This is a genomic window from Streptomyces sp. NPDC057617 (genome assembly GCF_042800555.1).
GTDB lineage: Bacteria > Actinomycetota > Actinomycetes > Streptomycetales > Streptomycetaceae > Streptomyces.
The window spans coordinates 132,858-146,157 of the sequence record NZ_JBHVGV010000005.1; the positions used below are offsets into that span (position 1 = coordinate 132,858).

Here is a 13,300-nt window from a genome sequence, read left to right on the forward strand (position 1 = left end):
GACCCATGACCAGCATCGGCACCCGCCAGGGCATCCACCGGGGCACTCACCAGTGGCGCGGCATCATCGAGGAGTACCGGGACCGCCTCCCGGTGACGGACACCACCCCCGTGGTCACACTCCGTGAGGGTGGTACGCCGCTCGTCCCGGCGCAGGTGCTGTCCGAGCGGACCGGGTGTGACGTTCATCTCAAGGTCGAGGGTGCCAACCCCACCGGATCCTTCAAGGACCGTGGCATGACCATGGCCATCACCCGGGCCAAGGCGGAGGGCGCCCAGGCGGTCATCTGCGCCTCCACCGGCAACACCTCGGCCTCCGCCGCGGCCTACGCCGTACGGGCCGGCATGGTCTGCGCCGTCCTCGTACCCCAGGGCAAGATCGCCCTCGGCAAGATGGGCCAGGCCCTGGTGCACGGCGCCAGGATCCTCCAGGTCGACGGCAACTTCGACGACTGTCTGACCCTGGCGCGCGCGCTCTCTGACAACTACCCGGTGGCACTGGTCAATTCGGTCAATCCGGTCAGGATCGAGGGGCAGAAGACCGCCGCCTTCGAGATCGTCGACGCGCTCGGCGACGCCCCCGACATCCATGTGCTGCCCGTCGGCAACGCCGGCAACATCACGGCGTACTGGAAGGGCTACCGCGAGTACGCCGCCGACGGCATCGCGGCCCGCACCCCCCGTATGTGGGGCTTCCAGGCCTCCGGATCGGCGCCCATCGTGCGCGGCGAGGTCGTCAAGGACCCGCACACCGTCGCCACCGCGATCCGGATCGGCAACCCGGCGTCCTGGCAGTACGCGCTGGCCGCCCGCGACGAGTCCGGCGGCTTCATCGACGCCGTGACGGACCGGCAGATCCTCTCCGCGTACCGGCTGTTGGCCGCCCAGGAGGGCGTCTTCGTCGAGCCCGCCTCGGCCGCGTCCGTCGCCGGGCTGCTCAAGGCCGCCGAGGAGGGCAAGGTCGACCCCGGCCAGCGCATCGTCTGCACGGTCACCGGCAATGGCCTCAAGGACCCGGACTGGGCGGTCGCGGGAGCGCCGCAGCCGGTCACCGTACCGGTCGACGCCACCGTCGCGGCCCAGCGCCTCGGCCTGAGCTGAGCCTCCCCGCCCCGGGCCGAAACCGGCAGCCGGCCGCGAACCGACGCGGGACGGCGCCCGCGGCGGCCCTCAAGCGAGGCAAGAGCGACAAAGGCGCACAGGAGGCACGCGACACGCATCGTGCGCCTCCTGTGCGCCCTATGTCGCCACACAACCTTCCTTCGATAGGCTGTACCCAATCCGCCCCGCCGCATATGCCGCGGCGCTGTCGCCCCCGTGGCCCCCGGGCGTTCCGCATGGCCGTGGATATCCCGTATATTCCGTACATTTCGAACATCCCGCACCGCCACACGATCACACAGCCACGCCGTCACACCCACGTAAAGCCGTCACACGCACATAATCAGGTCACACGTCACAGGTCCCACACGCCAAGGAGAGTCGTCAGAGCGATGGCCGGTCCCGCGTTCCGCGCCGCCGCCGTACGGGTGCGCACCCCCGCCACCAGCGCCAATCTCGGTCCTGGCTTCGATTCCCTGGGCCTGTCGCTGGGGCTCTACGACGATGTGGTCGTCCGCGTCGCCGACTCCGGCCTGCATGTCGACATCGCCGGTGAGGGCGCGGAAACGCTGCCCCGCGACGAGACCCACCTGCTCGTACGCTCCCTGCGCACCGCCTTCGACCTGCTCGGCGGGCAGCCGCGCGGCCTGGAGGTCGTCTGCGCCAACCGCATCCCGCACGGCCGCGGCCTCGGCTCCTCCTCGGCGGCGATCTGCGCCGGGATCGTCGCGGCCCGCGCCGTGACCATAGGCGGGGACGCCAGGCTCGACGACACCGCGCTGCTGGAGCTGGCCGGCGAGATCGAGGGACACCCCGACAATGTCGCCGCCTGTCTGCTCGGCGGATTCACGCTGGCCTGGTCGGACGGCGGCGCGGCCCGGGCCATCAGGATGGATCCCGCCGATTCCATCGTTCCGGTGGTTTTCGTCCCCGGCGGCCCGGTGCTCACGGAGACGGCGCGCGCGCTGCTGCCGCGTACCGTTCCGCATGTTGACGCGGCCGTCAACGCGGGCCGCGCGGCCCTGCTCGTCGAGGCGCTGACCAGGCGTCCCGAGCTGCTGCTGCCGGCCACCGAGGACCGGATCCACCAGGACTACCGGACCCCGGCGATGCCGCAGAGCGTCGCACTTGTCAACCGACTGCGCGCGGACGGCGTCCCCGCGGTCATCTCCGGCGCGGGCCCCACGGTCCTGGCGCTGGTCGAGAACGGTGCGGCCGACAAGGTCGCACGGCTCGCGGGCGAGGGGTGGGCGGCCAACCGGCTCTCACTCGACACCGCGGGCGCCAGTGTTCTGCCGCTCGGCGCATAGCCGCACGGGATTGCCGGTGAGGGAGAGGGGGAATGTTTGTTGGAGCCGGTAGTGTTAACCTCAAGTCTGCAACCGACGTCTTTGAGGCGCGGTGCTTCGTGTCCCGCTTCGGGGCCAACCTTCTTCCGGGAGCCTCCCCAACTGCCTGAGCAGCCTGCCTGAGCAGTTTTGAGCACGCACCGGAACCGGCACGACACCCCCCGTTTTTCCCAGCGGAGGGCCGAGCAGGGGGACCTCGGGCCGGACCCATCGCACGTATGCATGTTTCTCCGCCATATCCGGCGGGACCACCGCCCCGGGGCGGTCCACAGGATGGGACCGCCGTCGGACAGCACAACCGGTCGCCGAGCCAGAAGGCCGACGTCCGCTCCAGGGAAGGACCCTTCGTGAGCGACACCACCGATCTGATGGGCGTGACTGCCGACAACAGTGTCGACGCCACCGCGCCCGCCGCAGGTGCTGCCACTGGCACCACCGCACGGCGCCGCCGCTCCGGCACCGGCCTCGAGGGCATGGTCCTGGCCGAGCTGCAGCAGGTCGCGTCCGGCCTCGGCATCAGGGGCACCGCGCGGATGCGCAAGAGCCAGTTGATCGAGGTCATCAAGGAAGCGCAGGCCGGAGGCGCGTCCACGGCCAAGAGCGCCGAGGCGGACGGTGACGGCACCGCCGCCAAGCCGAAGCGCCGCGCCACCTCCAAGGCGCGTACGGGCGAGGCCGCCGCGGCCGAGGACACTGCGGACACCGCCGAGAAGGCCGTGGCCACGCAGCAGATCGACATCCCCGGCCAGCCCGCCAGCGACGACCAGCCGGTGGGCGAGCGGCGCCGCCGCCGGGCCACCGCGCAGGCCGGCAGCCCCGAGGTCACAGGCGAGGCCACGGCCGACGCCAAGGCCGAGGCGCAGCCCGACAGCAGGGCCGAGGCCGCCGTGGCGGTGTCCGGCACGGGCGCCCCGCAGGGCGACGCGGAAGGACGGCGCGGGGAGCGCCAGGACCGCGGCCAGCGCGGGGACCGGGACCGCGGCGAGCGCCGCGACCGGCAGCGCGACCGCCGGGGCAAGGCCGACGAACAGCAGGGCGGCCAGGGCGGCGGCCAGCAGCAGAGCGGCGGTCAGCGCCAGCAGCGGGACAACCGCGGCGGGCAGAACGCGGGACCGCAGGACGACTTCGACGACGAGGCGGGCGGCCGCCGCGGCCGGCGCGGCCGGTACCGCGACCGCCGGGGGCGCCGCGGCCGTGACGAGTTCGGCCCGGGCGAGCCGCAGGTCGCCGACGACGATGTGCTGATCCCCGTCGCGGGCATCCTCGACATTCTCGACAACTACGCGTTCATCAGGACCTCCGGCTATCTGCCGGGCCCGAACGACGTGTACGTCTCGCTCGCCCAGGTCCGCAAGAACGGCCTGCGCAAGGGCGACCATGTCACCGGCGCCGTGCGCCAGCCCAAGGAGGGCGAGCGCCGCGAGAAGTTCAACGCGCTGGTGCGGCTGGACTCCGTCAACGGCATGGCGCCCGAAACGGGCCGGGGCCGCCCCGAGTTCCAGAAGCTCACCCCGCTCTACCCGCAGGACCGGCTCCGTTTGGAGACCGACCCGGGCGTGCTGACCACGCGGATCATCGATCTGGTCGCCCCCATCGGCAAGGGCCAGCGCGGTCTGATCGTGGCCCCGCCGAAGACCGGCAAGACCATGATCCTCCAGGCCATCGCCAACGCGATCACGGTCAACAGCCCCGAGTGCCATCTGATGGTCGTCCTTGTCGACGAGCGTCCTGAAGAGGTCACCGACATGCAACGGTCGGTCAAGGGCGAGGTCATCTCCTCGACCTTCGACCGCCCGGCCGAGGACCACACCACCGTCGCCGAGCTGGCCATCGAGCGCGCCAAGCGCCTGGTCGAGCTGGGCCATGACGTGGTCGTGCTGCTGGACTCGATCACGCGTCTGGGCCGTGCGTACAACCTCGCCGCGCCCGCCTCCGGCCGCATCCTGTCCGGTGGTGTCGACTCGACCGCGCTCTACCCGCCGAAGCGCTTCTTCGGCGCGGCGCGCAACATCGAGGACGGCGGCTCGCTGACCATCCTGGCCACCGCGCTGGTCGAGACCGGCTCGCGGATGGACGAGGTGATCTTCGAGGAGTTCAAGGGCACCGGCAACATGGAGCTGAAGCTCGACCGGAAGCTCTCGGACAAGCGCATCTTCCCGGCGGTGGACGTGGACGCGTCCAGCACCCGCAAGGAGGAGATCCTGCTCGGCGGCGAGGAGCTGGCCGTGGTCTGGAAGCTGCGCCGGGTGCTGCACGCGCTCGACCAGCAGCAGGCGATCGAGCTGCTCCTGGACAAGATGAAGCAGACGAAGTCGAACGCCGAGTTCCTGCTCCAGATCCAGAAGACGACGCCTGGCCCGGGCAACGGCAACGACTGACCCGGCCCGCTGTCCCCTGGCTTCATCGAAGGTCTCCATCGAACCGCCCCGGCGCCCGTGCGCCGGGGCGGTCCGCGTTCCGGCCCGTACAGGGCCGTCAGCGGCTCTGTACGGGCCTCTGACGGCCCCAGGGTGCCGTGCTCCGTCCTTGGTGTTTGACTGGCTGGACGGGCGGAGGGAGACCATGACCGACCGGAGCAGCAGCCGAATACCCGGCCGTGGCAGACGCCGCGGGGACAGGGGCGGGCGCCGCCGCAGGGCGGCCAGAGCCGTCGCATGGTCCGCCGGCGTCCTGGTCCTGCTGGGCGGCTCCGGGCTCGGATATGTGTACGTCAAGCTCGACGGCAATCTCCGGGGCATCGACATCGACCGCATCCTCGGCAGGGACCGCCCCGCCGACACCGGCGGCGGCTCCCAGGACATCCTGGTCCTCGGCTCCGACTCCCGCTCCGGCGCCAACGCCGTGTACGGCAGGGACGGCGGCGGCGCCCGCTCGGACACCGCGATGATCGTCCACATCTATCCGGGCCGGAAAGCGGCCAGCATCGTCTCCGTACCGCGCGACACCCTGATCGACCGCCCCGCCTGCGCCACCGGCGACGGCAAGACCGTACCGGGGCAGCGGCTGGCCATGTTCAACACGGCGTACGAGGTCGGGGGCGCGGCCTGCGCGGTGAAGACCGTCGAGACGATGTCCGGGATCCGCATGGACCACTACATCGAGGTCGACTTCACCGGCTTCAAGAAGCTCGTCGACAAGCTGGGCGGCGTCAAGGTCACCACCACCCGCCCGATAGAGGACGCCAGAAGCCGGCTGACCCTGGCGCCCGGCACCCATCTCCTCAACGGCGAGCAGGCCCTCGGCCTCGTACGGACCCGCGAGAGCGTCGGCGACGGCAGCGACCTGGGCCGGATCCAGCTCCAGCAGGGCTTCGTCAAGGCGCTGATCGAGCAGGTCAGGAGCATCGGCCTGGCCGACAGCCCGAAGAAGCTGTACGGGCTCGCCGACACCGCCACCCGGGCCGTCACCACCGACTCCCGGCTCGACTCGGTGAGGGCGCTGATCGGCTTCGCCGACGGCCTCAAGGACCTCGACGCCGCGCACGTACGGATGATCACGCTCCCGGTGAGCTACGACCCCGCCGACCCGAACCGTGTCCTGCCCATCCCGTCCGGCACGGAACAGGTCTGGACCGCGCTCAAGCAGGACAAGCCCATACCGGCCTCGGCGACCCAGGACTCCGAGGGCGACAGCGGCGACGCGCACGGCACGGTCAAGGAGGACTGACGCCCCGCCCGCGGGCCTTCCTCAGGCAGCCGGCCGGGGATCAAGGAATATCTCCGCCCGGCCCCCGGTTTTGGGAGATACGGCCGGTCCTGGCAGACTGGTACGTCGGCCCCGGTTCACGTACGAGCAATCCGCGCGTACGACCCGGCGCCCTCCCGGATCTAGGAGAGACCCTTGAAGCGCGACATCCACCCCGCGTACGTCGAGACCCAGGTGAGCTGCACCTGCGGCGCGTCGTTCACCACCCGCAGCACCATCGAGTCGGGCACCATCCGTGCCGACCTGTGCTCCGAGTGCCACCCGTTCTACACGGGCAAGCAGAAGATCCTCGACACCGGTGGCCGTGTGGCCCGCTTCGAGGCCCGCTTCGGCAAGGGCGCCGCCTCCGCCAAGAAGTAGCGAGCCGTCTGCGCCGGTTCTCGGTGCCCCTCTCCGGGGTGTCGAGACCGGCGCTTTGGCGTCCCGAAGCACCTTCGTACACAACCAGGAGCCCCCGATGTTCGAGGCGGTCGAGGAACTGATCGGCGAGCACGCCGATCTGGAGAAGAAGCTCGCCGACCCGTCGGTCCACACGGACCAGGCGAACGCGCGCAAGCTCAACAAGCGTTACGCCGAGCTGACCCCGATCGTCGGCACGTACCGCTCCTGGAGGCAGACCGGAGAGGACATCGTCACCGCCCGCGAACTGGCGGCGGACGACCCGGACTTCGCCGCCGAGGTCAAGGACCTGGAGAAGCAGCGCGAGGAACTGACCGAACGGCTGCGGCTGCTGCTCGTACCGCGCGACCCCAGCGACGACAAGGACGTCATCCTGGAGGTCAAGGCCGGCGCGGGCGGCGACGAGTCCGCGCTCTTCGCCGGCGACCTGCTGCGGATGTATCTGCGGTACGCGGAGCGCGTCGGCTGGAAGACCGAGATCATCGACGCCACCGAGTCCGAGCTGGGCGGCTACAAGGACGTCCAGGTCGCCGTGAAGACCAAGGGCGGCAACGGCGCCACCGAGCCGGGCCAGGGCGTCTGGGCACGGCTGAAGTACGAGGGCGGGGTGCACCGGGTGCAGCGGGTGCCCGCGACCGAGTCCCAGGGCCGTATCCACACCTCCGCCGCCGGTGTCCTGGTGACGCCCGAGGCCGAGGAGATCGACGTGGAGATCAACCCCAACGATCTGCGGATCGACGTCTACCGCTCCTCGGGCCCCGGCGGCCAGTCCGTCAACACGACGGACTCCGCCGTCCGCATCACGCATCTGCCCACCGGAGTGGTCGCCTCCTGCCAGAACGAGAAGAGCCAGCTCCAGAACAAGGAGCAGGCGATGCGTATCCTGCGCTCGCGGCTGCTCGCCGCCGCGCAGGAGGAGGCGGAGAAGGAGGCCGCCGACGCGCGCCGCAGCCAGGTGCGTACCGTCGACAGGTCCGAGAAGATCCGTACGTACAACTTCCCGGAAAACCGGATCTCGGACCACCGTGTCGGATTCAAGGCGTACAACTTGGACCAGGTGCTCGACGGGGAACTGGACGCCGTCATCCAGGCCTGTGTCGACGCCGATTCGGCCGCGAAGCTCGCGGCCGCGCAGTAAGCGGAGCAGCAGGCGGGGCGGTCACGCCACGCGCAGGACAGATGAGAAACAACCGTACGACTCCAGCCCGGAGGACCAGCGTGCAGCTACCCCCCGGGGGGCGACCCCCGCACCCCCGATCCGTGCTGCTCGCGGAGGTGGCACAGGCCACCCGCCGGCTGGCCGACGCGGGCGTCCCGTCACCGCGCTTCGACGCGGAGGAACTCGCCGCGTATGTGCACGGCGTGAAGCGGGGCGAGCTGCACCGCGTCGAGGACGCGGACTTTGACGCCCGTTACTGGGAGGCGGTGGCCCGCCGCGAGGCCAGGGAACCCCTCCAGCACATCACCGGGCGCGCCTTCTTCCGCTATCTGGAACTCCAGGTCGGGCCGGGGGTGTTCGTACCGCGCCCGGAGACCGAGTCGGTCGTCGGCTGGGCCATAGACGCCGTACGGGCGATGGATGTGGTCGAGCCGCTGATCGTGGACCTCTGCTCGGGCTCCGGCGCGATCGCGCTCGCGATGGCCCAGGAGGTGCCGCGGTCGCGGGTGCACGCCGTGGAGCTGTCCGAGGACGCCCTGGCGTGGACGCGGAAGAACGCCGAGGGGTCCAGGGTCACCGTGCACCAGGGAGACGCCCTGACGGCCCTTCCCGAGCTGGACGGCCAGGTCGATCTGGTGATCTCCAACCCGCCGTACATCCCGCTCACCGAATGGGAGTACGTGGCGCCCGAGGCCCGCGACCACGACCCCGGGATGGCGCTCTTCTCCGGCGAGGACGGACTCGACACGATCCGGGGCATCGAGCGCACCGCGCACCGGCTGCTGCGGCCCGGCGGCCTGGTCGTCGTCGAGCACGCGGACACGCAGGGCGGGCAGGTCCCGTGGATCTTCAGCGAGGAGTCCGGCTGGGCGGACGCGGCGGACCACCCGGACCTGAACAAGCGCCCCCGCTTCGCCACGGCACGCAAGGCTTTGCCGTGACGACCCCGGTAAGCACCTTCGCTCCGGCGAGTGGGTCCACAGGGACAGAAACGCCCCGGAGGCGAACCGAGCCACAAAGTAAAAGGGAGTCAGGCTGATGGCACGGCGATACGACTGCAACGACGCGACCGACCGTTCGACGGGTCTGCGTGAGGCCGCGTCGGCCGTACGCCGCAGTGAGCTGGTCGTGCTGCCCACCGACACCGTGTACGGCATCGGCGCGGACGCCTTCAGCACGGAGGCGGTCGCCGATCTGCTGGACGCCAAGGGCCGCGGGCGCAATATGCCCACGCCCGTGCTGATCGGCTCCCCGAACACCCTGCACGGCCTGGTCACTGACTTCTCCGAGCAGGCGTGGGAGCTGGTCGACGCGTTCTGGCCGGGCGCGCTCACCCTCGTCGCCAAGCACCAGCCGTCCCTCCAGTGGGACCTGGGTGACACCCGGGGCACGGTCGCGATCCGGATGCCGCTGCACCCCGTCGCCATCGAACTGCTCACCGAGGTCGGCCCGATGGCCGTCTCCAGCGCCAATCTCTCGGGACACCCGTCGCCCGAGGACTGCGACGCGGCGCAGGAGATGCTCGGCGACTCCGTCTCGGTCTACCTCGACGGCGGTCCGACGCCGGGCATCGTGCCCTCCTCGATCGTCGATGTCACAGGACCGGTCCCGGTACTGCTGCGGGCCGGTGCCCTCGACGCGGAGGAGCTGCGCAAGGTGGTACCCGACCTCGAGGTGGCCAATTGACCGCCCCTGAGGGGCGTGGCATAGCGGAGACCGCACACACCGGCAGCACCTTCCGCATCCTCCACGTCAGCACCGGCAATGTCTGCCGCTCGCCGATCACCGAGCGGCTGCACCGGCATGCCCTGACCGTCCGCCTCGGCGAGCGGCTGACCGGCGGCCTGATCGTGGAGAGCGCGGGCACGTGGGGGCACGAGGGCGCCCCGATGGAGGCCAATGCCGAGGCCGTCCTGGCCGACTTCGGCGCGGACGCGTCCGGCTTCGTCGGGCGTGAGCTGCTCGACGAGCATGTGATCCGCGCGGACCTGGTCCTCACCGCGACCCGCGACCACCGTGCGCAGGTGATCTCCATGGGGCACTCGGCGGGTCTGCGGACCTTCACGCTCAAGGAGTTCACCCGGCTGGTACGGGCCATAGACCCGGCGACGCTGCCGGACCCGGTCGACGAGGGCGTGGTCGAACGCGCCCGCGCGCTGGTCCGGGCGGCGGCGGCGCTGCGGGGGTGGCTGCTGGCGCCCACGGCGGAGGCGGACGAGGTGTACGACCCGTACGGCGCGCCGATCACGTTCTTCCGCTCGATCGGCGAGGAGATCCACCAGGCGCTGGACCCGGTGGTCACGGCACTGACAGGCGTGACGCCGCGGTAGGCGGCCGACGGGTCACTCTGCGGTCCTGGCCGGCAGATTCCAGCCCGTCCGGCGTTTGAGGACGGAACCGTTCGCCCCGGTGCTGGGTGCGATGTGCCTGGCGGTGCGAGGTGTGCGCCCACGCATGGATCGCCGCGTCCGTGCGGGGCCGGTCCGTCCTCAAACGCCGGACGGGCTTGTTTGCCGCCCCGTGCCTAGCATGGGAGGGCACCCAGCCCCCGAGGTCCGGAGTTCGTCATGCCGGTCGTCATCTCCTCCGCCGAGGCCGATGTCCTGCTGCGGCAGGATCCTGAGATGGCCGAGGTGATCCTCGGGGAGGCGCGGCGGCAGGCGGACGGGCTGCAGCTCATCGCCGCCGAGAACTTCACCTCGCCCGCCGTTCTCGCCGCCCTCGGCTCGCCGCTCGCCAACAAGTACGCCGAGGGCTACCCCGGCCGTCGCCACCACGGCGGCTGCGAGCTCGTCGACGCGGCCGAGCGGATCGCGGTGGCGCGGGCGAAGGCGCTCTTCGGTGCCGGGCACGCCAATGTGCAGCCGCACTCGGGCTCCTCCGCCGTTCTCGCCGCGTACGCGGCCCTGCTGCGCCCCGGGGACACCGTGCTGGCGATGGGGCTCGCGTACGGCGGACACCTCACCCATGGCTCGCCCGCCAACTTCTCGGGCCGCTGGTTCGACTTCGTGGGATACGGGGTCGACGAGGAGACGGGCCTGATCGACTACGAGCAGGTCCGCGCCCTGGCCCGGAAGCACCGCCCCAAGGCCGTCGTCTGCGGCTCCATCTCGTATCCGCGGCATATCGACTACGCCGCGTTCCGCGAGATCGCCGACGACGTCGGGGCGTATCTGATCGCGGACGCGGCGCATCCGATCGGCCTGGTCGCCGGGGGCGCGGCGCCCAACCCCGTGCCGTACGCCGATGTGGTGTGCGCCACCACGCACAAGGTGCTGCGCGGCCCCCGCGGCGGGATGGTCCTCTGCGGCGAGAACCTCGCCGAGCGCGTCGACCGCGCGGTGTTCCCGTTCACCCAGGGCGGCGCCCAGATGCACACGATCGCCGCCAAGGCCGTCGCGTTCGGCGAGGCGGCCGCCCCGGCGTTCACGGCGTACGCGCACCAGGTCGTCGCCAACGCCCGCGCGCTCGCGGACGCGTTGGCAGCGGAGGGTCTCCGTATCACCACGGACGGTACGGACACCCATCTGATCACCGCCGATCCCGGGCCTCTCGGCCTGGACGGCAAGGCGGCCCGCGGCCGGCTGGCCGCCGCGGGTGTGGTTCTCGACACATGCGCGCTGCCGTATCCGGACGCCCGGGGCATCCGGCTGGGCACCGCCGCCGTGACCACACAGGGCATGGCAGAGCCCGAAATGGCGCGCATCGCGGCCCTCTTCACCGCGGCGTTGCGCGGGGGCGCGGAGACGGCGCGTAGGGTCCGTACCGAAGTACGGGACCTGGCGGGGCGGTTCCCTCCGTATGGGAAGCTTTCCTGACGGGAACACGGTGCGGCGTACAGCCGTGCAACCATCCCGCTCGGCAGCCCGTCCTGGCTCATATGGCGACGCGGTATCCACCGGTGGGTCCGGCGAGGGCTAGGGTGTGGGGCTGAGATGGCCAGCGATTCCTGTGGGGCAGCCCGTGCGTGATTACCTGCTGACGCTCTGTGTGACGGCTGCGGTGACCTATCTGCTGACCGGCCCGGTGCGGAAGTTCGCCATCGCGACCGGGGCGATGCCGGAGATCCGCGCCCGTGACGTGCACCGCGAACCGACGCCGAGACTCGGCGGTATCGCCATGTTCTTCGGGCTGTGCGCCGGACTGCTCGTCGCGGACAACCTGCAGAACCTCAACGGCGTCTTCGAACTGTCCAACGAGCCGCGGGCGCTGCTCTCCGGCGCCGCCCTGATCTGGCTGATCGGTGTCCTGGACGACAAGTTCGAGATCGACGCCCTGATCAAGCTCGGCGCGCAGATGATCGCCGCGGGCGTCATGGTCATGCAGGGTCTGACGATCCTGTGGATCCCGGTGCCCGGCGTCGGCATGGTCTCGCTGACCTCCTGGCAGGGCACGCTCCTGACCGTCGCGCTGGTCGTGATCACGATCAACGCCGTCAACTTCGTGGACGGCCTCGACGGTCTCGCGGCCGGCATGGTGTGCATCGCCGCCGCGGCCTTCTTCCTGTACACCTACCGGCTCTGGTACGGGTACGGCATCGAGGCCGCCGCCCCCGCCACGCTCTTCGCGGCGATCCTGATGGGGATGTGCGTGGGCTTCCTGCCGCACAACATGCATCCCGCGCGGATCTTCATGGGCGACTCGGGATCGATGCTGATCGGTCTGGTGCTCGCCGCGGGCGCGATCTCGGTGACCGGACAGGTCGACCTCGATGTGCTGAAGATCTTCGAGGGCTCCACCCGCGAGGCCACTCACGCCGCGCTGCCCGTCTTCATCCCGCTGTTCCTGCCCCTGACGATCATCGCGATCCCCTTCGCCGACCTGGTGCTGGCGATCGTGCGCCGTACCTGGAACGGGCAGTCGCCGTTCGCCGCCGACCGGGGCCATCTCCACCACCGGCTGCTGGAGATCGGGCACTCGCACAGCAGGTCGGTGCTGATCATGTACTTCTGGTCCGCGCTGATCGCGTTCGGAGTGGTGGCGTACTCGGTCCACTCGGCGTCGATGTGGATCCTGCTGGTGGTCGTCGCGCTCAGCGCGGTGGGGCTGGTGCTTCTGCTGCTGCCGCGGTTCACGCCGAGGGCTCCGCTCTGGGCGGAGTCGTTCGTACCGCCGCGCTACCGGCGCAGGCAGCGGCCCCCACATGCCGTCGACGCCGCCCAGGCCGCCGGGGCCGCCGAGACGGGGGAGATCACTCCCGTACCGGCGCTGGCGATGGCGCAGGAGGCGCAGGCCGGGCCGCAGCCGGTGGCCGAGGAGCGTACGCCTGTTCCCGCCGGCGTCAACGGGGCGACCGCGCTGGGCGCTCGTTCGCGTTTTCCCGACCGTCGAAAGGCCGGTTCGAGGAACTGACGGCGGGTCCATTACCCTCAGCAGGGCCCTATACCAGACAACATGCACCGGTGTCCTGCACACACGCGCGGGGTAACTCTCATGTGTGACAGTGAGCACACCACCTTGGTAAAGCTCTCATCAAATAGTTTGTGATACTGTTCACGAGACCCGGCGACAGAGCCGAAGGACCGGAGTGCGACGGTTCGTTGGCCCGAGAAACCTTCTCTCGGACCGGGCCTACGCTCGTCCATGAC

The 13,300-nt window shown here is 70.7% G+C and carries 11 protein-coding genes; all 11 read left to right on the top strand.

The window, feature by feature from the left end; translation table 11 throughout:
- Positions 1 to 5 precede the first annotated feature (5 nt).
- The 11 genes from thrC (at position 6) to ACFU9P_RS14580 (ending at position 13,064) form a co-directional block, all read left to right on the top strand.
- On the top strand, positions 6 to 1,100 hold the full coding sequence (gene thrC / locus ACFU9P_RS14530; RefSeq protein ID WP_376371958.1) for a threonine synthase: 1,095 nt from the start codon (positions 6 to 8) through the stop codon (positions 1,098 to 1,100).
- 392 nt (positions 1,101 to 1,492) lie between these two features.
- Positions 1,493 to 2,410: a homoserine kinase gene (gene thrB / locus ACFU9P_RS14535; RefSeq protein ID WP_376371955.1), complete on the top strand. Its 918-nt coding sequence runs from the start codon at positions 1,493 to 1,495 to the stop codon at positions 2,408 to 2,410.
- A 386-nt stretch (positions 2,411 to 2,796) separates the two neighbouring features.
- Positions 2,797 to 4,827 carry a transcription termination factor Rho gene (rho, locus tag ACFU9P_RS14540; RefSeq protein ID WP_384080316.1) on the top strand — a complete coding sequence of 677 codons (2,031 nt, stop codon included), beginning with the start codon at positions 2,797 to 2,799 and terminating at the stop codon, positions 4,825 to 4,827.
- 184 nt (positions 4,828 to 5,011) lie between these two features.
- A complete protein-coding gene (locus ACFU9P_RS14545) occupies positions 5,012 to 6,115 on the top strand; it encodes an LCP family protein (RefSeq protein WP_384080319.1) in 1,104 nt (367 codons plus the stop codon).
- 174 nt (positions 6,116 to 6,289) lie between these two features.
- Positions 6,290 to 6,514, top strand: coding sequence for a 50S ribosomal protein L31 (rpmE, locus tag ACFU9P_RS14550; RefSeq protein WP_129771286.1), 225 nt, complete (start codon positions 6,290 to 6,292; stop codon positions 6,512 to 6,514).
- A 97-nt stretch (positions 6,515 to 6,611) separates the two neighbouring features.
- Positions 6,612 to 7,691 (top strand): peptide chain release factor 1, encoded by a 1,080-nt coding sequence (gene prfA, locus ACFU9P_RS14555; protein ID WP_376371947.1) that lies wholly within the window; start codon positions 6,612 to 6,614, stop codon positions 7,689 to 7,691.
- An 80-nt stretch (positions 7,692 to 7,771) separates the two neighbouring features.
- Positions 7,772 to 8,653, top strand: a complete 882-nt coding sequence (gene prmC / locus ACFU9P_RS14560) for a peptide chain release factor N(5)-glutamine methyltransferase (RefSeq protein ID WP_376371944.1) — start codon at positions 7,772 to 7,774, stop codon at positions 8,651 to 8,653.
- 97 nt (positions 8,654 to 8,750) lie between these two features.
- A complete protein-coding gene (locus ACFU9P_RS14565) occupies positions 8,751 to 9,398 on the top strand; it encodes an L-threonylcarbamoyladenylate synthase (protein WP_217306608.1) in 648 nt (215 codons plus the stop codon).
- Entirely contained in the window at positions 9,395 to 10,042 is a 648-nt protein-coding gene (locus ACFU9P_RS14570; protein ID WP_217306607.1) for a protein-tyrosine-phosphatase, read from the top strand. The genes ACFU9P_RS14565 and ACFU9P_RS14570 overlap by 4 nt, the downstream gene beginning before the upstream one ends.
- Positions 10,043 to 10,279: 237 nt before the next feature.
- Positions 10,280 to 11,530: a serine hydroxymethyltransferase gene (gene glyA / locus ACFU9P_RS14575; RefSeq protein ID WP_384080326.1), complete on the top strand. Its 1,251-nt coding sequence runs from the start codon at positions 10,280 to 10,282 to the stop codon at positions 11,528 to 11,530.
- A 145-nt stretch (positions 11,531 to 11,675) separates the two neighbouring features.
- Positions 11,676 to 13,064, top strand: a complete 1,389-nt coding sequence (locus ACFU9P_RS14580; protein WP_384080329.1) for an MraY family glycosyltransferase — start codon at positions 11,676 to 11,678, stop codon at positions 13,062 to 13,064.
- Positions 13,065 to 13,300 lie beyond the last annotated feature (236 nt).